The following is a 20190-nucleotide window of genomic DNA, read 5'->3' as shown; positions in this document are numbered from 1 at the left end:
TGCGTTGGGCGGGTTAAGAGACTTGTACCCCTGCGGGGAAGCTAGCTACGCGCAGCGTCTCCCCTTCTCCCAAAGGGAGAGGCTAGCGCCAAGGGAGAAGCAACTGGCGCGACACGGAGAAATAAGAGTTTGAGAGGTTTTTTGCGTAAGTCCTAATCCGAAATCATTTTCAGATTTACTTGTTAGGCTGAGGAGTTAGCCGCAGATAGGGTTTAACTTCCTCATAACCTTTGGGAAATTTCTGTTTGAGTACTTCTGGATCTTTGAGTGAGGGGACAATTACGACATCCTCTCCATCTTTCCAGTCAGCTGGTGTTGCCACACTGTAATTATCAGTCAATTGCAGAGAATCAATCACCCGCAAAAGTTCATCAAAATTGCGTCCCGTACTGGGAGGGTAGGTGAAAGTGAGACGGAGTTTCTTATTGGGGTCAATCACGAAAACCGATCGCACTGTTACAGCCGCATTAGCATTGGGGTGGATCATGTCGTAAAGATCAGAAACCTTGCGATCCGCATCCGCCAAAATTGGGTAGTTGAGGGTGGTGCTTTGAGTTTCTTCAATGTCTCCCACCCAGCCTTTGTGGGATTCAACATTATCAACACTAAGTGCGATCGCTTTGACATTGCGCTTGTCAAATTCTGGTTTTAGCTTGGCAACTGTGCCGAGTTCTGTTGTGCAAACAGGTGTAAAATCAGCAGGGTGAGAGAACAGCACTACCCAGCTGTCACCTGCCCATTCGTAAAAATCGATATCGCCGTGTGTTGAGGCTTGCGTAAAGTTGGGTACTGTGTCACCTAGACGGAGAGCCATGTGAGATTCCCTGTAGTTAAAAAAGCATATGTGTTCTACTTTGCCATCATGACATAAAACCCCTATTCCCCAATCGGGCTTTAGCGGTTTGAAACAAAATTTTAGGTTGTCACCACTCTCGGATAATAGATTGGGAAGGTAAAGATTAGTCAAAAGGACTGGGGATTAGGAACTAGGGATTAGCTGACAAGCTCTAAAATTATCACCAGGGCTTTTCAAAGAACATATTTTTGAATACTCTCTCAGTGCTCAGTACCCAGTCTCTTTTATTTTTGAATCACTGATGATGATAGTAATATTTTTGGTTATTGGTGTTATCCTCAGCACAACCGCGAGTTTTGTTTTTGGAATTCCCTGGTTGATGCCGATTTTCGGTGCTGCTGTCCCCTATCCCATTTTCTTTTTACATGTGCGTCGTCAACAATATAAAAGTGCTTTTTGGTGGATGTTATTCTGGGGAGTGTTGCAGAGTATTGCCATAATTGCAGCAACGACAATCGCACCACAAACAGCAGCAAAAAATATTCTTCGGGGACAGTCATACACTACGGAAATGTTGCACTGGATTCGCACCGGAGAAGGTTCAGAAGGTTCACTCAGTTTATTTTTACCAGAGCATTTATTGCACTACGGGATTTTTTGTATTCTCTGCGTTGTCACCTTAAGTAGTGTGGCATTGATATTCGGCACTTGGATGCTGAACTATATGAATTTTTATGTTACAGAATTGGTCAGAGTTAGCGCTAAACCTTGGTTAGCAGCTATTTTAGGGTGGTATCCTTGGTCAATTTTGCGGATAATCGGGTTTATCGCAACTGGGGTGGCTTTAGCTGCATTAGGATTAAATCTAGTAACTCGGATTAGAGGCGAAGTTCCTAAGTCTCCCTTTCCTAAAACTTATATGTTAATTGGGATTGGTTTTGTGATTGCGGATATCGTTGTCAAAGCAGTTCTAGCGCCTATTTGGCAAAAACTGCTGTTGTCTGCGTTGGGTGTAAGTTCATTAATTTTCCTGTAAGAGGGATCGCCAAAGCTAAACCCCACATCCTCGAACCCATCAGACCTGTAGAGGTGGAAAGACCTAGTGAGTTCATGGGTAGAGTTCAAGGCGAACTATCCTTTAATAGCAGCCGCAAGGGTGAAGTTGTTGATGATGGCTGTAAAGTCATTGATTTAACTCAAGATGGACTTTTTTATAAACTACTTGCCAAGCTCATAAAATCTACTATACTAAGTGTTTCAGATGGCACTTAAGACAATACAATAAAAGCTCGTTGATGCACTTAAAACTCCAGTGATAAAAGTTCTATTTGATGAATTTCATGGGCAGTTGTCCTGTTTGCAGTCGCAGGGAGACAATACTCCAAAAGAAGCATGGACAATCCTGTGCGGTCAGGTAAAACAGTTATTTGGTGATGATGCAATCTCCTTTAAAAAGGAACTACTGACTCGTCAGGTACTTCAAGATTTTCAATTGCTAATTTTGGCTTCTCCTAAATCTCCTTTTCCTAAATCTCCTTTCAGTCCAGAGGAAGTGAAAGCAATAGTTAGTTTTGTAAAACAAGGAAACTCACTTTTAATTGCTAGTGACCAAGAATCGCTTGTCATAAAAGATGACAGCATAAATTTGGTGTTAGAATCTTTGGGATTGCGCTTTGAGGAGTTATTAAATCATCCTCCAGAGCAAGTATTCAACTTATTGCCGCACTATATTAGTTCTGAAGTATCTCAATTAAAGATTAGAGAGCCTGTTTATATCAAAACACTATCAAATTCTCCTTATCCAGTTGATATAATTGCTACTTTGCCTGATACTGGCAAAACTTTACTCGCTGCGGTGGAAGTGCATGGAAGTAATCAATCAGGACGAGTAGTGGTTTTAGGAAATTATTTAATCTTTAGCGATAAATATATTGATATCGACAATAACAGAAAACTAGCATCAAATATCCTTTGTTGGCTAGCTCATCAAAATTCATTAGACTGTCGTGATGCTCGTATTGCTACAGAGGTGACTTACAGACAAAGTGCAAAATTTTCAATTGCGATCGCTAACCCAAAATCGCAACGTTTAGAGAATATAACTTGTGTGTTGGAGTCAGATACAGATGTTCTAATTCAAGAACCAAGCAAAAAAATTCGTTTTCTTCCAGGGAACGGCCAAACTCAATTGCAATGGACTGTTATCCCTCAACAAATAGGACAGCAAATTCTCAGATTAACTATAGATATTCCCGAACCAAGTAATCCAGAAACTAGTAAAATATCATCTTTATTTTTCGCTCCCGTTGCTCAATTCCAGTGTGTACCAGATGCAGAGTTTGACTTTGTATTCCTCAATCCCCAAGGAAAAGCTCAAGAAATTGTCGAAACTGGAGTTACTTTTGAAGTCAAGGCGATCGCTCGTTGGAAAAATCATGCAAATGCCGTTACCTTAAGAATGCAGTTAGAGTGTCCCCTAACTCATATTAAAGTAGAACAAATATCAAAAGAAAGATGGTATTTGACAGTCTTAGATCCAGGTGATTGGTTAATTACTCTTCATATCAGCGATATCAACCAAAAAATTACTCGCCTGGTTCATGCATATCCATCTGCAAAGACCCAAATTGAAAAAATACAACGCGAGGTAGTGACACCCTTAGCAGCAGAAATTCATTATCAAGTATCTCAAATACGCCAAGAGTTTGATAGTGAAGAGATACGAGAAATTCCCTTTGAATTGTTGACTCTTGAAGAACAAGTCAATCGCCTTTATAACTACAGTACTAAAGAGAAACTCCTAGAATCTCTACAAGCAGCCAGAACTGAAAATAAGCGTTTTTCACCCCTAGTTGAAAAACTACTACAGTGGATTGCGCCTACTTATTCACCCTTACATGGTTGTTGTATTCCCTACGATCCAAAATTAGCAGCACATCTTGTCAAAGAACATCAATTTTTTGAGCAACAGTTAGCGTATAATTTCCAGGGTATAGAGGGAGATGAGCATTACGGTCAAACATGGCTAGAAGGTAATATTGCAGCCTTACTTTTACATGAAAAATACGGTCACGGATTTTTCTACAAGCATACAAAAGTAGGACAGCAACTAGCAATCTTATACCGTCATGGATTGCTTCGTAAAGTGGATGGCGAAGGGTTGAAATCTCCCTATCCTAGACTTCTGCATCAGGAATACAAGTCAGACATTGAAGCTCTGCACCATAGTAGTATTATTCTAAATGAAGGTTTTGCTACATGGATGGAGTTAACTATACTACGTCGTCTCAAGGGGAGTGTCAGTCAAACAGTTTATCGGCGTAAAGACTTCTTGTTTAACTACGACGAGTATTTAACATTTCTTCAAAAAGACAGCGCCTACTTTCAACGTTTTGAACCTTTCTACCCTTCAAGATATCAGGAAGGATATGAATATTTAGAGGAGATTCAAACCAGCTTTGGTGCAGAATGCGGCTCTAAGTGCGTAGTTCAGGCTGTAATTAAAGCAGCAGACGTAGATTTTGGCATTATTGAACACAGTGGCAGGGTAGAATTTCTCCTACCTTCTGGTAAGATTAAGGAAGACTTACTGAACGAAGATGACGATAATAACGTTACCTCACCAACCGAACGCCTAAAAACCATTTGGAACTTACTGAGGAAACACGTTAATGAAATTCGTGCCGAACAACAGAGGTTACAATGCCATCGTCATTGTTTACACCCTGAATGTCCAGTAAACTTTGTGATTAACAAATACTTGGAGTGGTAAATTATGGATTATTTGCTACAGCAGGAAATGCAAGAAATATGCAAAAAACTAGGGCCAGGCCCGAAACAAAGTAGTTTTATACAATATATAGAAGAGATCCAATATCGTAATTATAGGTCTCGACATAATCCTGATGAAGCATTTAGTAATGCTATGGAAAATGATCGATGCAAAGCCTGTAAAAAAGGTACAAAACAAGAATTAATAAATAGAATAGATAACTTTATCGCATTACTAATTAATAATTCTTAAAAATAAGATTTTACATATCCCAACGTTGAAATTGACATACTATATTTTTCATAAAGAGGTGCTGCAATTTTGAGTAGTAACCAAGAGTTTTTTAAGAAAATTAACGATATTATTGGCAAAGCTTGGTTATCGAGTTTAGACGATTCTGACGGTTATGTAGTGTCGTTCAAGCTTATTGAGCAGAACAATTCAACACCTGTTTCACCGGAAACAGAACAAGAAGAAATAGAAAGTAATTTACCAAATATCCCGAGTTCAGAAAACTTGAATCAGTCTACTAATTGGGAATCAGTAGTAGAATCACAAGAGGAATCTAATACAATAGAAGCAGAATTATGCTTTGAATTTCATAGAAACTTACGAACACCAGAAAATTCTCAATATTTTGTAGAAGAAATCAATAATAATAATAACAATCTAATAAATAGTGATATTTTACCAATAAGATATGAAGAATTAAGAGGAAAAAATTTATCCAATAAAATGATAAGTTTAATTCATTATTTTCGAGAGCGAAATAAAATCAAGCAATTAAAAGAAGTTTATTATATTTTTAAGAAATCTAATAATTTATAGCAAAGTTTATCATTTTATTATTTGTCTTCAAGTAAAATATTCAGGCTTCAAATACTTCATCTTATCAATTAAATATTTAGTATCCTTCTCTCCTTGCAACTTATAAATTAATGTCTTTATCTGTTCCTGTTTGGTTTTTTCCTTAAGTTCTTCATAAACTTTTTTATGATAAATATTTAAAAGATAATTTAAATCATCTTCATTAAAAAGAGTAATAACTTCTTTTAGTTTGTCTGGCGAATTTATTAAATCATTAGCATCATATTTATTTAATAATTCAAGCCATTCTTTCACTGTTTGAGGGCATTCACTTGCTTGTAATGCCATCCCTTTAATAATTGCCTGATTGACATTATCGCTAACATTATTATTAATTTCTTGGGGTTCTTTCAAAGGACAATTTTTTTCTCTCTTAGGAGCATCAACAGGGTCTTTCCCAGTTAATAAGTAGTACAGTGTTGCAGCTAGAGCGTAAACATCCATGAAAGCCCTCAAGTCATCATTGCTTTCTTTACACTGCTCTGGCGGAGCGTAACCGCGTGTAAATCCTACAACTTGACTATAGTTTGAAATAAATCTTGCTGTTCCAAAATCAATTAGTACTGGTTTATCAATATCGCTACGTATCATAATGTTTTTTGGATTAACATCCAGATGCAGCAGATTATTTTCGTGAACAAAAGTTAGTGCCTTTCCAACTTGACTTATATAGTCTAAAGCTTTAGTTTCATCTAATACTTTATGACCCGTTATAGAAACCTGTTCTTCAACCAGTTTTTCTAGACTGTTACCATCAATATATTCCATTACTAAACAGATGATTTCAAAAGCTCTAACTTTAATTGTAAATATATCTTTATGGTGAACAATATTATTAAATATGTCATTTTTATCAGTTAATTTTGAGTTTATATAACATAATCTGTCAATCTCATTTTTAAATTCATTTCTAATTTGCTGATTATTATCAAATAACAGCACTGTATCTTTTAAAGTTTTAATAGTAACCAGTTTTTTTTGTTCTATATCTTCTGCAAGATAAATGATACAGTATTTTCCTTCATCACTTAATTTTTTTTTGATAGTGTAGCGACCTTGTTTCAAAGAAATATCAGGATTATGCCAATTTGTAGTTTTTTCTACTTTATCCATTGCTCTGAAATTTTTATTTTAATCGTTACCTTTATTTAAAAGCTTCTACTTCTATATTGTTTACATAAAAAATTATAAATTATTATCGCACTAATCCTCAAAAAAGTTATGCTTTAATGTTTAATATCAACATAGTCAAGGAAGCGTTAAGCTACATTTATTTTCTGGCGGGTAATAATTTTATTAAACTATCGCATAGCTGATTGAGACTACTATTCTTCCTGGAAATAAAGTCATCTGTTACCTTTTCTAAAGATGAAATATTAGATTCGGTTGTATCGTCCATAGCGTCATTCACTATATATTTATCCTGCGTACCAGTAGTTTGAATATCTGGAAAATTTGGCTGAAATCGATAATACTGCCTATTTTGAGCATTCTTCACTGAGAGTAGTTGTTCCATTTGATAATCTACAATTTCACTTTGACCACTAAGAGTTATATTAATTAACGGTTCCACCCATTTAAGTTGTCCCCAGTTTTCTATCTCTTTAAGTTCCAATTTACGAGACCTTACTCCTGTTCCTAGTGATACTACTAATATGTCATTTAAATTTAAATTCTCTCCTGTCCTCATCCTATAAGAATTCATTACCTCTATAATGGCTATAGAAGTTGGATTATTAGCGATGACTCCTCCATCAACTAACGTATAGTCGGAATCTGAACGATTAAGGGCTGGAATAACATAAGGTCTAAAATATGTCGGTGCTGCTGAAGTCGCCATTGCAGCCTGTTCCATCCTATAGCCTTCACAAACTATCCGAAAGTTTCCTTGTTTAGATTCTTGTTCTTTTCTCAGGTAACTTGTAAATAAAAATGGCAATCTTAGGCTTGTAGAATAACTAGTAATCACAACTTCTGTAAGTGCTTTCTCCATAAATGTGTCTCCGAAAAACTTTTTTATTACATCTTGTTTTCCTTTTCGAGTATATTTGGGATTAAATAAATCTTCTGGGTTTGTTATATTTGGAGCAATCTTAGATAATGCAACATTGAAACCTGCCTTTTTCATTTCTTTAAATAAATCTTGCTTTTCTTCTTGTCTTCTTTGAAAAATTATTTTTCCTTCTTCTTTATATAAATTTACTAGTTGGGCAGATGTAAATTTAGGTCTTTTATCTTCATCTGAAATTGCGACTGTCAAACCCAATGCTAATATACCTCCAGTTGAGGTTCCTGCTATTAGGTCAAAAAGCTCATGTATACATTTGCCTGTTCTGTATTCTATTTCCGCTAAAATAATTGCCGGAACAATACCTTTAATACCGCCACCGTCAATTGATAACACTGCGGCTTTGAAAGTCATAGATATTACCTTTAAAAATTATGTATATAAAATTTCAATAAATCATACCATAAATATAGTAACAGTAACAAATAAGGCATAGATTATTTGTTACAGCAATTTAATACGGTACAGCAAGAGTTTAAAGCTCTTAAAATTCAAAGACCAGACTTCAATTGATACAGTTTTGACTCTGGGATGCCTGCGGCGGCTACGCAATATTGAAAGCGGCTTATCAAGTCCAAGCGCGTAACTTTCGGAATCACTGCTTATTTGACCCCATTTATCTCAAAAATAGTTGCATCAGACCAATGTGGACTTACTTGTTGGGTTGTTATTTATTTTCCAGATGGATGAAACTCAAGCAAGGTAAGGGTTTGCAAGGATGCAACAGTATATAGTGCGTGAAATGCTATTGTCTTAACTGTTTTTGTTTTTCGTTATACATTCAACCCTTAATCGCAGTTAAAATGAATAAGAACCCACATTAATAGCTAGTTACTTAATAACTCAATTTAGGGGCAATACCAATTATGAGCGTTGAAAAGGGTGATAGGGTTATAAGTCCGAATGGACAAGGCGAAGTAATTGACGATAAAGTTTATAAGGGAATCTTTTCAGCCTTCTCAGATCCAAAAATTAGAGTCAAGTTGGACACCTCTGGACAAGAAAAAGATTTTTATCAAGAAGATTTAAAATTACAAGCTAAAAAGCCAAGCCCAAAAGAAGCGATTGAGGCAGTAGATAAAATTAAAGAACAACTTAATAAAATCCCTAATATGCCAACCAGGGAGAAAGGAGAGTTACCCAATCATTTGGAATATTTTAAGCAAGATTTTCAAGTTGATAATGAACTAAAAAAACAGTTAGGGCTAACAAATTTAGACTATGTAGACAAAACACTTCAAGTACTCAGAAAAAAAGATTCTACAGCCAATTGTTGGACGGAAATAGAATCTAATTTAAAGATATTACGCTGGTGGACTAGAACAAAATAACAATGTTCAAACTGTCATGTTAAGCAAAAAATACAGGTGTCACCCAATTTAACTCATTTGATTAAGTTGCCAGAATTTCTTGGTAGGCTTGGATTGTTTGCTTTGCGATCGCATCCCAGCTAAAATTTTCCAATGCATATTTTTGGGCATTTAATCCCCGTCGTTGGCATTCTGCGGGGTTTTGCAAAGCTTCTTGCAGTAACTTTACCAGTGCTTGGATATCTGTTGCACATACCCAACCCGACTCGCTATCATGCACCTGTTGACAAATATGCACTTGGTCAGAAATTATTACAGGTGTTCCTGCTACCATCGCTTCAGCTACAGCAATCCCAAAATTTTCGTAGTAGGAAGGCAAGACAAATAAATCAGCAGCTTGTAGTAAACTAACTTTTAATTCACCAGTGACAAAGCCGGTAATTGTAGTGTGCGATCGCAGTGGTGAATTTTGAATTTGGGATATTATCTTTTGTTCGTAATCTGGATCTTGGGGATTTGTCCCAGCTAAGACAAAATGAAATTTATAACCAACCGCTAACAGCTTCTCTAACGCTGGAATCAACAAATTCAACCCCTTTTTCGGGTCAATTCGTGACATGAACAGTACTAATGGCACATCCTTTGGTATTTGCAACTGATCAGATACAACACTTCCCCCCTTAAAAAGGGGGGATTGAGGGGGGATCACACCCAAGGGAATCACAAAATCTGGCGTAGATACTCCAAATCGTTCTGATATTTTGGCTTCTTGAACACTAGTAAAATGAATAGCTGCGGCACCAGCTAAATTTTGACGTTCTATAATTGCAACATAAAGCTGTTTTAATTGCTTTTTTTTGCGTAAATCAGCCGGATCGAGAGTACCTAAAGGACGGAAAATATAAGGTAGCTTTTGCTGACGACACACAATAGCAGCAGCACTAATTATTGGAGAGAATAGAGCATGAATATGTGCTATGTCAAACTCGTGAGCATGACGTTTTAGCCAGTTTAATAAATCGAGGGAAAATTTGTAGCGACGAAATGGGGCACAACGAAAGTAAATTATTTCATAGCCATCTTGTTTAATTGGGCGATTTAAAGGAACATCCAGAGGTGTTTGACCATTATCACCATTACTATCAGTTGTGAGAATTGTAACTTCTACTCCTTCATTTACCAACGCTGGAGCTAGTCCTAGTACCATTTGACTGGGGCCGCCATAAATCAAAGAAATTGAGGGAACAATTTGTAATATTTTCATTTTTTTGTCATTTGTGATTTGTCCCTTGTCCCTTGTCAGTTGTCTTTTGTTATTCACTAATGACCAATAACCAATGACCAATGACTAATGACTAATGACTATTAACCAATTCTTGATAAAACTCTAATTGCTGTTTAGCCAAAGCTTTATTTGTATATTTAGTCATTGCTTTTTTATAACCCATTTCACCGAGAGTGTGAGCGAAATAGGGTTTATCTATTAATTGAACTAAGCAATTAGCAAGGGCTTGAGTATCACCTTCAGGAAATACTAAACCAGTATCGCCAATTACATAAGGAATTTCACCAGAATCAGAACCAATTACAGGTACTTGGCAGGCCATAGCCTCAATTAGCACATGACCAAATTGTTCTTTCCAACCAACAGAAGTTAAGGTTTTAAATTTGTCAGTTGTTTCTGAGGGCAGTACCAAAGTACTCATTAAATTGATATAGTTGGTCACCTTGTCATGAGGGACGCTTTCTACTAAAATTAACCTTTCTTTAATGTTGTTTTCTACCGCTATTTTGATTAATTCAGTTTGTAACTCTCCCCGTCCCAGTAGTAGTAATTTCCAAGGTTTATTTTTCAAAGTGATTAAGGCTTGTAAAAGTGTTAATAAACCCTTTTCTTGTACAAATCGCCCAACGAAACCTACTACAAAATCTCCTTTTTCAATGCCCAAATTTGCTGCTAACTCTGGTTGGGCTTTAGAAGTAAATAGACTTTCATCTACGCCCAGTTGTGGCATGATTTTAATTGCTCCTTGATATCCCCGTTGTCGTAAAACTTCTGCTCCATCTTGATTGCCAGAAATAATGCCGTGGCTGTGGTTGAGGTTATATTTTTCTAACAAAGAAACTGGTAGTTTTAGTTCGTAGGGAAGATTCCACCAAGTAAAAAACACATTTTTTGCCTTGAGTTTTAATAGCTTATTTAAAGCAATCATTTGAGTATAAGCCAATGCTCTAGACCCTTGTTCTACCTGGATGACTTGGGGACGAAATTGTTTTAACAAAGATATCAAATCAGCACCAAAGGTAAGAAGTCCCTGATGATTTTGACTAAAATTAGAAACGGGAACTATTCTAAATGTGCCTTCATCACGATATTCAGTTTCAATAATTCTGTTTTGCACGCCACCTGGTTTCCAGCGCTTTGGGACTACAACTGTCACTTCAACTCCCGGTTCTAGTTGAGATAAAGCGCGTAATTTTTCACAGTTGAGGTCTACGATATAAGTGTGACTAGCAACTAAGATTTTCATTGATATTTATTAATTGTTATTTATTCTTTGTCAGTTATCCTTCGTTTTTCACTAACTCCTAACTCCTCTACAGACGCGATTAATCACGTCTCTTGTTCATCCAATCGACTGTAAATTTGACCATCGTTCCATATTGATTGGATGAAAGTACCCAAGGCTTTGAAAAAACCCAAAATGTAGAAAATAGCGCGAGTGGCAATTTTGATGGGGGAACCGCTTTTATGGCAAGGTGGGCGTCCCAGGACGTGACAGTCAAACAAACGGGCGTATAAGCGTAAAGCTTGAGTAGGAGTGAGGTTTTTCAGCCCTAGTAGGAAATGGTTGTGATAAAAGGTGAGTTGATATTTGAGCGATCGCATACTAATATCATGACAACCCCCTGTTTCTTCGCCTAAATGCACCAAATAGGCCTCTGGGTCGTACCAAATCTTATACCCTGTCTGTCGCACCCGCAAACAAAAATCTGACTCTTCGCGCACTGCACTACCGCCAAACCTCTCATCAAACCTCAGCCCGTACTTAGTAAAAATTTCGCTGCGAAAAGACATATTACAACCCCTTGCTGTCAGTACTTGCTGGGGTTTGATAGTATGTACTAAATCAATATGATACCAAGCAATTCCTGGGTCCATAGCTTGGGGAGGCAGATATTCAATCTGTAAATCTCCCCCAGAATCACCCAATTTCATTCTGTCAAATACCCGTCCAGCTACAGCCCCCACTTCTGGGTTTTGCAAATAATTTTTCGCATGGGCTGCTAACAATCCAGGGGTTAACTGAACATCATCATCAATAAATAATATTATTTCACCAGAAGACCGCCGTACAGCATAATTCCGCGCCCCTGGCAAACTCGCCCAATCTAAGCGCAACCATTTAATTTTACCCGCCCTCGCCATCTCTTCTAAATAGGCTTGAATTTCTGGTTGGTGTTTTGGAGTTTGGTCTACAACTAAAACTTCAAAATTTGGATAGTCCTGTTTTAGGACATCCACAATGCTATCGCGTAGCGCTTCCTCTCGACCATAGGTCGGGATTACTACAGAAATTAATGGATAATTATGCATGATTTTTATTAAATAATTTTACTATTTTTTTAGTAACTTTGTAACAATTAAATTTTATTAGGCTCAGTAAGTTGCCATTGCTTTAATTTACATTCTGACTTTTCACGCAATTGTTTACACTGCTGCTGCATAGAGATTATCAAATAACTCATTTTGCTTTTCTGAGTTATGCACAATTTGGGCTTGAGCTAATGCTCCTGCACTTAAAAATTCATAATGTTCTCGTTTATCAGTTCTATCAAGAAATTGGATGATTTGTTGCAATGCTTGCTCTGCCAAATAGTCATAGGTGCTATTGGCAATTTCCCAATATTCATTAGTTTTGGTTTTCTCTCCCTGCTGCCAATTACTCCAGTGCCTAATTTCATTAATTGGTAATTCTAAAATATAGCCATTTTCTCCATGACGAATAAACTCTGGTAAGGCGCATACATTTGTCGTAATTGCAGGAGTGGCAACGGAAAATCCTTCAATGATACTATAGCCATAAGTATCATGTAATGTCGCCATTAATTGAAAATGACTTTGCGATAACAACTCAATAACTTTGTCATTAGGAATGTTTTTATGAAAGACAACGTTATTTAAATCCAGTAACTTTAAATCATCTACATATTTGGTGCAATCGGGAAAATCAGTCGGCACTCCTGAACCATGTCCCAGTTCCGAAATTATATGTACAGTAATAGGTAAACCTAATTTTTCCGCTTTCTTGGCGAGTCTTAAAGCAACAACTCCACCTTTGCGGGCAATGTGATTTCCGATAAATATAAGCTGGAGATTTTGCTGCTCCTGATAAAGTTTCGATTGGTTAACTCTGACTAAAAAATTGGGATGGATTACATCAACTTTCTTACTTACCTTTTCTTCTATCTTCCAACCTTCTATCCGCTTAATTAATCTCAACTTGGCATAATCAGAAATAGCGATAAGTTTTTGGCAATTTTCTAGTGCTAATCGATTATTTAATAATTCATAAATTGCAGCTTCACCTTGATTTTGAGGATTTCTATATAAAACACGATGATCCTCAAAGGTGAGAAACCAAGGTTTATTTGTATATAAAATTCTGTTGAAAGAATGAATTGCTTGGTATCTTTCCCATACAGGTTGCCAAGCCATAAGGCTGCCTAAAGGATACCAAATTTTTTCTATAGGATATCTGCCTGCGGGAAAAGGCTTAGGGCGGATGAGTGTATGCCGAGAATTTCGAGGTAGGTTTGGAATGCTGAGGTGTTTTTGACCTCCTATGATAACTTTTGCCATTTTGATTCTCACTTGTGATAATAATTACTGATAATTATGCCAAAATTGGCATTCTGCTAAACTTTATTTAGACTGGTCAAAACAGATGTCAGCTTTTTTATTATTAACTGTTCTAATTTGATAAATAAAATTACATATATTGATAAACTAATACTTAATATCAGCAAAAAAAATATTATTTTTAAATAACTATTGCACTGTATATACTGATTTATTTTATGAAAAATCACAAAATATAAAGGCTGATGAATTAGATAAATTTGATAAGAATAAATTCCTAAAGTTCCAATAATATTAAGAAAAGGTTTGATGTTTAAATTGTTATCCAGACGAAATAATAATGTTTGAATGCCCAAAAAGAAAAAAGGAGTAAATAGCATATCAAAACCTAGCATATATATAATATTTACATGATTGATAGTTAAAACACTATAGGCAATAAATCCTAGACTAAAAATATTGATTGCTAAAACAAAATCTATTTTTCTAAAACTTTGATATTTGACGTAAATAAATCCCCAATACAGTCCAAGACAGAACTGAAATAAATAACTACCTAGAAAATTATTTTGCAGAAAAAATAAATAATTTGATGTATTATTTTGAATTAAAAAAAATAAAGACAATATTTTGGTTAAAACTCCACCAAGAATTCCTAACAATAATATTTTGCTAGGCTTATTTTGACACAACCAAAATATAAAACCTGTAAAAATATAAATTTCTAAGATTACTGTAAAAAACCAAAATCCAGGATTAATAACTTGTAATTTAATTCCTGCTAATCCTAAAATTGATAAAAAAAACTTGAAAGTTAATTTAATTTTAAATAATCCTCCAAAATAATATAAAAAACAAGTACATACAACAGCTAATAAATAACCAGGATATAATCTAATTAATCTTTTAATTAGCCATGAATTCCACTGAAATTTTATTGATTTATAACTTATAGAATAACTTGTATTGAAACCAGCCATTACAAAGAATATATCTACAGCAGCATATCCTAGCCTTGCCATATTTCTATCTAAGCTCAAAATCAATTGAATTCGTTCAGGATAATTTTGAAAAAAATGAAATATGACAATTGCTAAAATTGCTAATCCTTTTGTTTGATTAACCCAATTAAATATATTTTTATTTATTTGAATAGAATTCTCCATATATTTTATTATTGATTGGTTTGTATTTATATTTGTCTGAAGCCATTGCTTTATCCTCTCAGGTTATTCGCTGAGATATATTGACATGTTAAAATCTACTCAATTTAGTAATTAAGAGAATTTAGCAACTCTGAGTTTAAATTAATATACAAATAAGTATTTGCCCTCCGGGAGTCTACGGTAGTATTTTACTTATGTCTTACTTTAAATTAGTTTTGTTAGCGTATAAGCCGATTTTTTGTTTCCTTCCTGCTTACCTCCTCCATCTTCCTTTCTTGTTTATCCAGTACTGGTAATTTGAATAGAATTCCAGCAAAAAACCAATAATAGACAGCAACTGGATCGACATCCAGAGGGTAGTAGTAAGTGTTGTAGCTAATAAACAATATAAACACCCATAAAGCTGCTCCATAACTGCGGAAATTACGGTTTTTTATGGAACGATAGGTTGTAAAGCCAATAATTGTTAAACTTGTTACCAAACCCAGAAACGCTAGTACTCCAATAATTCCAACTTCATAAAGTACTTTCGGGTAGTAAGTTTCCACTAGCTTAGTTCTACCCATTACACGGGCAGAGTTAGTTGCTCTACCTAAGCCACTTCCCAATGGCCCGTCTACGTTTTTCCAATTCTCTTCAAATTGCTGGACGATAAAATCTTGAGGTGGTGAAGCCTCCCAGCGACCGGTAAAACTCTCGGTTCTCTCTTGCACGACAGCAGGGTTAGTCACCATCGCAATTCCCAAAATCAAGGCAAGTCCTACGCCTATGGGGATAAATCGTTTCAGGTTGCCAATTTGTCCGGTGAGCAATAGTAAAATCCCGAAGCAGGTTGGTACTAAAGCTAAGGCAATTCTCTGTCCAGAGATTACAGCATTGATAAAGACTGTCACTAAAGAACCTAAACCGATCAGCCGCCATATTGGGGAAGGGTCGGTGAAGCCGGTGGCAAAGGTAAAAAAGGTGCTGGAAATTAAGAACCATGCCCACTGCCAAGGAGCTACAAATGTCCCTGGTAGGCGAATAACCCCTTCTTCGGGACTATATAAGAGCGCTCCACCAAAATAACACCGGGCTTCTAGTGATGTGACAAATAGGGCATTTCCTTCAAGACCTCTAGTGCCTTGACATACACCAGTTAGTAGTAACAGGTATTGAATAAATCCCAGCAGACAGCAAATCAGTGTGAGGACAATCTGGAGGCGTGATAAAAATAGAAAATCCCGCTTATCACGAATTAGATAGTAGGCACAACCAATCAGGGGGACATAGCCTAAAAATACTTTCAGTCCTAGAATTCCCACACCTAAAGGTATTTCTTTCTCTGCTTTTTCCAATAGTCCCACACTCGGCGGGTTAAACTGCTGTCCACCATTGACAAATAATAGTGTTAGTACACTGCAACCCAAGACAATATAAAGTGGGATTTTAATGCCTTGGGGAATAATTAGGGGTAGCCCCTGTTTACGGCAAGTCTGCCAAAGTCCAATTAGCGCTGGAACGTAAAAAGCATCTTTAGCTAATTGCAGTATAGGACTATTACCCAAGTAGTAGGTGATAGTACCCCCAAGAGGTATATAAATGATGAAGGCATATAGCGCTTGGCGCGGGTATTTGTAGGAAAGGGAGATGATGATTATTCCCAATACACCAGGGACTGCCACTTTAATTCCAGCTACGAAAAAAAGCACAATGCCAACGAAGATACCACCAAAGGTGGCGGTGGTGAGTAAGCTAGTGAGTTCTTTACGTGCTTTAGCTGCTTTGCGCTTTTGGGCTAATTGTTCTTTGAGACTAAGGGTAGAAGTTTCCTTTTTAGCCTGCTTTTTTGACTTTTTAGATTGCTGAGATTTTGACTTTAATTTTGGCATAGTGGTGCTGTAGCCTATCAGCCTCAGAGAATCTATTATAGTTGACAAATTTCTTTGGATTACTGTAAGTCGTACAATCTGAATTCATCTCTAATATGATGTCCGGGCAATTAAGCATAATACCCGGAACCCCACCCCACTAAAGCTGCGCTTTAGCTCCCCTCCCCGCCAGCGGGGAGGGGTTGGGGGTGGGGTTCTTTTCTTATGGGTAATTTGGCGGACATGATATAACTGATAAACTTAATAATTTGCGATTAAAAATGCTAAATTTTAATCTTTTTGAATTATCAAAAAGATTTTCTCCTGTTTCCAAAATATAAACTGCACCTGGAAATGGTAATGATTTAATGGCTTTTGCTTTGTTCTTTAAAATATCTCTGACTTTGGCATGATCTATATAATATCTATAGTATCCGTAGCCACGATTGTATTCGGCGGTCTCTGGCCAATACAAATACAAATGTCACAGCTTCTACAAAGAACCAAGGCTGGTTAATTTGCAGAACCTGTGACGGAAAATTGACGCTTGTTAAAAGCTGAGATATTAGCTAATTTAGTCCATCAGATGTTGCTGGACTTTTGAAACTAATTCATTTGTCCAGTGGTTGGCAAGGTCAGCATTGGCAGCTTCCACCATAACCCTAATCACTGGTTCTGTACCAGAAGCGCGAACCAAAATTCTGCCGGAATCACCCATTGCAGATTCAGCAAGAGCGATCGCTCGTTGTACAGGTTGGCAATCTTGCCATCCCAAACGGCGATCGCGATCTGTAACTCGCACGTTTCGCAACAATTGCGGATAGGTCTGGAAGCTTTGATCTACTAATTCGCTAAAGGGAACACCTGCCTCTTTCACCAAAGATGCTATATGTAATGCTGTTAATAAGCCATCTCCAGTAACAGCATAATGACGGCAAAGAATATGACCTGATTGTTCGCCGCCTAGCATTCCCCCAGTCCGCAACATTTCAGCTTGCACATATTGGTCGCCAACTGCGGTGCGAATCAAGTTACCACCAATTTGCTGCCAAGCTTTCTCAAACCCTAAGTTAGCCATGACAGTAGATACAATCAGGTTGTCTGGCAGTTGCTGGTTTTGTTGTAAGTAGCGTCCCCACAAGTAGAGAATGTAATCGCCGTTAACTTGCCTTCCTGTATTGTCTACTGCTAAAACGCGATCGGCATCGCCATCGAAGGCAAAGCCGATGTCGGCGTTGTGTTCTTGTACTGTTGCAGCAAGAATATCTAGGTGAGTGGAACCACAGTTAACATTAATGCGATCGCCATCTGCTTCGTTATGCAAGCAGATTACCTCTGCCCCCATTTGTGTAAATACTGATGGTGCTAACCCGACTGCTGCTCCCCACGCCAAGTCTAAAACAATCTTCATTCCTTGAAGATTTAGGGCACTGTTCAAGGGTTTTTTCAACGCCTCGCCATAATGCCCCACTAACTCAAAACGTGAGTAATGCCGTCCACAATTACTAACTCTAGCAATAGGTGATATTTTGCCACGCAGTCCAGCTTCAATTTCTGCCTGCAATATTTGCGGTAACTTCCCACCATCGGCATCAAAAACCTTAATACCATTGTCTTCTGGGGGATTGTGGCTGGCAGAAATCATCACTCCGCCGATGGCATCACTGATGCTGGTGAGATAGGCAACGCAAGGAGTGGGACATAATCCCAAATACCAGACCTCTAATCCCGCTGCTGTTAAGCCTGCACTCAAAGCCATTGCCAACATATCGCTGGAGTTTCTAGAGTCCTGTCCGAGAATGACTGGCCCTACTTGAGTAGCATGGTTACGTAAAACAATCCCTGTCCAAAAACCAACTTGTAATGCTAGGGGCGCACTCAGTAATTCTCCGACTCGTCCGCGAATCCCATCTGTGCCAAATAAGGGATTTGCTGGTAGTGGGATTAAATTCAGTGCAAAACTGCTCTCAATCCCTTTGCCCAATCCCTCAACTTCGGAAGCAGAACCCCCAGGAATGCCAGGTGTCCGAGTTATAGATGAAACCATATGTTTAAACACTCCACACAATCACACTGAAAAATAGCACTTAAGACTTTATTCAGCAATTTCGACATGCTTTTTCTCTTTAGAAATTCATTTTAGAGCAAGCTAACATTACGTAATAATACTGAAATTTGGCTTCTACAATTGTAAATCTTTCATGAAGTCAGTCTTAGTTTTTACATTATCAGTAAAGTCTCCACATTTTAACTAATTATTCTTTTTATGCCATGAACTTTAGTCTTAATTTTGATATGTATTAGTTCACACTTTGCAATGCTACTAATAACAATTAAGATGTAATAAATATTACCTTGTTTTATCACAAAAATTTTTCAGTAAAGCTGAGAATGAAAGCAAAATTTAGCTAATAACAACAAAAAATCAAAACACCGAAATGTAAAGTTTTATTGCCTTAGCCTGATTGCTGTGTAAAAAACTACACAATCATCGCAGCTTAAAAAATTTTAATATAAATTCTCATCAAATAGTCTTAAGGTAACGTTTTAATGGCTTTTTTAGCCGTTCGGAAATTAAAACTCCGGCAGTTAACTTTTTAAAGTAGAGAAATTTAGCATGAGCAGCAATTTAGCAACCAAATTACGTGTAGGCACTAAAAAAGCCCACACAATGGCAGAAAATGTAGGTTTTGTCAAGTGCTTTTTAAAAGGAGTAGTCGAGAAAAACTCTTACCGGAAACTAGTTGCTAATTTCTACTTCGTCTACTCAGCGATGGAAGAGGAAATGGAAAAGCATAGCCAGCATCCAATTCTTTCTAAAATTAACTTTCCCCAACTAAACCGCAAGTATACCTTAGAGCAAGACCTGGGTTATTACTTTGGTGCTAACTGGAGAGAGGAAATCAAACTATCTCCCGCAGGTGAAGCTTATGTACAGCGCATCCGAGAAATATCTGCCACAGAACCGGAACTGTTAATCGCCCATTCATATACTCGTTACCTGGGTGACTTATCCGGGGGACAAATTCTCAAAAATATTGCTGTAACAGCGATGAATTTGTCTGATGGGCAAGGAACAGCCTTTTATGAGTTTCCAGAGATTCCTGATGAGAAGGCATTCAAAGCGAAATATCGTCAAACTTTGGATGAATTACCCCTTGACGATGCTACAACCGATCGCATCGTTGATGAAGCTAACGCCGCCTTTGGCACGAACATGAAGATGTTCCAGGAATTGGAAGGCAATTTGATTAAGGCGATCGGTGTAATGTTGTACAACACCCTCACACGGCGACGGACACGCGGTAGTACTGAACTCGTCACTGCTGAGTAAACTTTATTAAGTAAAATTTTGTAAGTCTAGGGGCAACTTCTCTGGGTTCACCTGAATCAAATCAGGCGATCGCGGGGATGTTGCCCCTACTGCTGTTTGTTAGCGATCATGGCTAGAGCTTGTGCTGCGTATTGATGATCAGGATTCAGTCTAAGTGCTTCTT

17 protein-coding genes are annotated in these 20190 nt (G+C 37.2%); 7 read left to right on the top strand and 10 right to left on the bottom strand.

Translation table 11 applies throughout. The annotated features are described in order from the left end of the window. Window positions 1-175: 175 nt before the first annotated feature. Window positions 176-814 carry a peroxiredoxin gene (locus tag V7K48_RS34085; RefSeq protein WP_335079667.1) on the bottom strand — a complete coding sequence of 213 codons (639 nt, stop codon included), beginning with the start codon at window positions 812-814 and terminating at the stop codon, window positions 176-178. Between the two features lie 283 nt (window positions 815-1097). Between V7K48_RS34085 and V7K48_RS34080 the strand changes: the two genes are divergently transcribed. The 5 genes from V7K48_RS34080 (at window position 1098) to V7K48_RS34060 (ending at window position 5396) form a co-directional block, all read left to right on the top strand. Then, window positions 1098-1832, top strand: coding sequence for a hypothetical protein (locus tag V7K48_RS34080; protein ID WP_335079665.1), 735 nt, complete (start codon window positions 1098-1100; stop codon window positions 1830-1832). After that, on the top strand, window positions 1778-2068 hold the full coding sequence (locus tag V7K48_RS34075) for a hypothetical protein (RefSeq protein WP_335079663.1): 291 nt from the start codon (window positions 1778-1780) through the stop codon (window positions 2066-2068). Before V7K48_RS34080 ends, V7K48_RS34075 begins: the two co-directional genes overlap by 55 nt. 40 nt (window positions 2069-2108) lie before the next feature. Continuing rightward, window positions 2109-4568: a DUF4350 domain-containing protein gene (locus V7K48_RS34070; RefSeq protein WP_335079660.1), complete on the top strand. Its 2460-nt coding sequence runs from the start codon at window positions 2109-2111 to the stop codon at window positions 4566-4568. Window positions 4569-4571: 3 nt separating this feature from the next. Continuing rightward, on the top strand, window positions 4572-4820 hold the full coding sequence (locus V7K48_RS34065; RefSeq protein ID WP_335079657.1) for a hypothetical protein: 249 nt from the start codon (window positions 4572-4574) through the stop codon (window positions 4818-4820). A gap of 69 nt (window positions 4821-4889) precedes the next feature. After that, complete coding sequence (locus V7K48_RS34060) at window positions 4890-5396, top strand: hypothetical protein (RefSeq protein WP_335079656.1); 507 nt, start codon at window positions 4890-4892, stop codon at window positions 5394-5396. Between the two features lie 27 nt (window positions 5397-5423). On the opposite strand, the gene V7K48_RS34055 is transcribed toward V7K48_RS34060, so the two are convergent. Beyond that, window positions 5424-6548 carry a serine/threonine protein kinase gene (locus V7K48_RS34055; RefSeq protein WP_335079655.1) on the bottom strand — a complete coding sequence of 375 codons (1125 nt, stop codon included), beginning with the start codon at window positions 6546-6548 and terminating at the stop codon, window positions 5424-5426. A gap of 157 nt (window positions 6549-6705) precedes the next feature. Then, on the bottom strand, window positions 6706-7857 hold the full coding sequence (locus V7K48_RS34050; protein ID WP_335079653.1) for a patatin-like phospholipase family protein: 1152 nt from the start codon (window positions 7855-7857) through the stop codon (window positions 6706-6708). Window positions 7858-8369: 512 nt separating this feature from the next. Here V7K48_RS34050 and V7K48_RS34045 point away from each other — a divergent pair. Next, window positions 8370-8834 (top strand): hypothetical protein, encoded by a 465-nt coding sequence (locus tag V7K48_RS34045; RefSeq protein WP_335079651.1) that lies wholly within the window; start codon window positions 8370-8372, stop codon window positions 8832-8834. Between the two features lie 61 nt (window positions 8835-8895). On the opposite strand, the gene hpsP is transcribed toward V7K48_RS34045, so the two are convergent. The 7 genes from hpsP to glmM form a co-directional block, all read right to left on the bottom strand. Further along, on the bottom strand, window positions 8896-10077 hold the full coding sequence (gene hpsP, locus V7K48_RS34040; protein WP_335079649.1) for a hormogonium polysaccharide biosynthesis glycosyltransferase HpsP: 1182 nt from the start codon (window positions 10075-10077) through the stop codon (window positions 8896-8898). Between the two features lie 91 nt (window positions 10078-10168). Continuing rightward, complete coding sequence (hpsO, locus tag V7K48_RS34035) at window positions 10169-11344, bottom strand: hormogonium polysaccharide biosynthesis glycosyltransferase HpsO (RefSeq protein WP_335079647.1); 1176 nt, start codon at window positions 11342-11344, stop codon at window positions 10169-10171. 83 nt (window positions 11345-11427) lie between these two features. After that, window positions 11428-12411 (bottom strand): hormogonium polysaccharide biosynthesis glycosyltransferase HpsN, encoded by a 984-nt coding sequence (hpsN, locus tag V7K48_RS34030; protein ID WP_335079643.1) that lies wholly within the window; start codon window positions 12409-12411, stop codon window positions 11428-11430. A gap of 114 nt (window positions 12412-12525) precedes the next feature. After that, window positions 12526-13677 carry a glycosyltransferase family 4 protein gene (locus V7K48_RS34025; RefSeq protein WP_335079641.1) on the bottom strand — a complete coding sequence of 384 codons (1152 nt, stop codon included), beginning with the start codon at window positions 13675-13677 and terminating at the stop codon, window positions 12526-12528. A gap of 56 nt (window positions 13678-13733) precedes the next feature. Then, entirely contained in the window at window positions 13734-14843 is a 1110-nt protein-coding gene (locus V7K48_RS34020; RefSeq protein ID WP_335079639.1) for an acyltransferase family protein, read from the bottom strand. Between the two features lie 218 nt (window positions 14844-15061). Continuing rightward, entirely contained in the window at window positions 15062-16714 is a 1653-nt protein-coding gene (hpsL, locus tag V7K48_RS34015) for a hormogonium polysaccharide biosynthesis protein HpsL (RefSeq protein ID WP_335079637.1), read from the bottom strand. A 553-nt stretch (window positions 16715-17267) separates the two neighbouring features. Then, a complete protein-coding gene (glmM, locus tag V7K48_RS34010; protein WP_335079635.1) occupies window positions 17268-18740 on the bottom strand; it encodes a phosphoglucosamine mutase in 1473 nt (490 codons plus the stop codon). A gap of 570 nt (window positions 18741-19310) precedes the next feature. On the opposite strand from glmM, the gene V7K48_RS34005 reads away from it, so the two are divergent. Next, window positions 19311-20027, top strand: coding sequence for a biliverdin-producing heme oxygenase (locus V7K48_RS34005; protein WP_335079633.1), 717 nt, complete (start codon window positions 19311-19313; stop codon window positions 20025-20027). The last annotated feature ends 163 nt before the right edge of the window (window positions 20028-20190 follow it).

The sequence above is a fragment of the Nostoc sp. genome (genome assembly GCF_036919615.1).
GTDB lineage: Bacteria > Cyanobacteriota > Cyanobacteriia > Cyanobacteriales > Nostocaceae > Nostoc.
The sequence above is the reverse complement of the archived record's forward strand: the minus strand, read 5'-3'. Positions and strand labels throughout refer to the sequence as shown.

Bases quoted from the DNA above. Each gene is read 5' to 3' on its own strand.
- glmM (WP_335079635.1), bottom strand. From the start codon at position 18,740: ATGGTTTCATCTATAACTCGGACACCTGGCATTCCTGGGGGTTCTGCT.
- hpsO (WP_335079647.1), bottom strand. From the start codon at position 11,344: ATGAAAATCTTAGTTGCTAGTCACACTTATATCGTAGACCTCAACTGT.
- V7K48_RS34080 (WP_335079665.1), top strand. From the start codon at position 1,098: ATGATGATAGTAATATTTTTGGTTATTGGTGTTATCCTCAGCACAACC.
- V7K48_RS34020 (WP_335079639.1), bottom strand. From the start codon at position 14,843: ATGGAGAATTCTATTCAAATAAATAAAAATATATTTAATTGGGTTAAT.
- V7K48_RS34005 (WP_335079633.1), top strand. From the start codon at position 19,311: ATGAGCAGCAATTTAGCAACCAAATTACGTGTAGGCACTAAAAAAGCC.
- hpsL (WP_335079637.1), bottom strand. From the start codon at position 16,714: ATGCCAAAATTAAAGTCAAAATCTCAGCAATCTAAAAAGTCAAAAAAG.
- V7K48_RS34025 (WP_335079641.1), bottom strand. From the start codon at position 13,677: ATGGCAAAAGTTATCATAGGAGGTCAAAAACACCTCAGCATTCCAAAC.
- V7K48_RS34055 (WP_335079655.1), bottom strand. From the start codon at position 6,548: ATGGATAAAGTAGAAAAAACTACAAATTGGCATAATCCTGATATTTCT.
- hpsP (WP_335079649.1), bottom strand. From the start codon at position 10,077: ATGAAAATATTACAAATTGTTCCCTCAATTTCTTTGATTTATGGCGGC.
- V7K48_RS34085 (WP_335079667.1), bottom strand. From the start codon at position 814: ATGGCTCTCCGTCTAGGTGACACAGTACCCAACTTTACGCAAGCCTCA.
- V7K48_RS34045 (WP_335079651.1), top strand. From the start codon at position 8,370: ATGAGCGTTGAAAAGGGTGATAGGGTTATAAGTCCGAATGGACAAGGC.
- V7K48_RS34050 (WP_335079653.1), bottom strand. From the start codon at position 7,857: ATGACTTTCAAAGCCGCAGTGTTATCAATTGACGGTGGCGGTATTAAA.
- V7K48_RS34065 (WP_335079657.1), top strand. From the start codon at position 4,572: ATGGATTATTTGCTACAGCAGGAAATGCAAGAAATATGCAAAAAACTA.
- hpsN (WP_335079643.1), bottom strand. From the start codon at position 12,411: ATGCATAATTATCCATTAATTTCTGTAGTAATCCCGACCTATGGTCGA.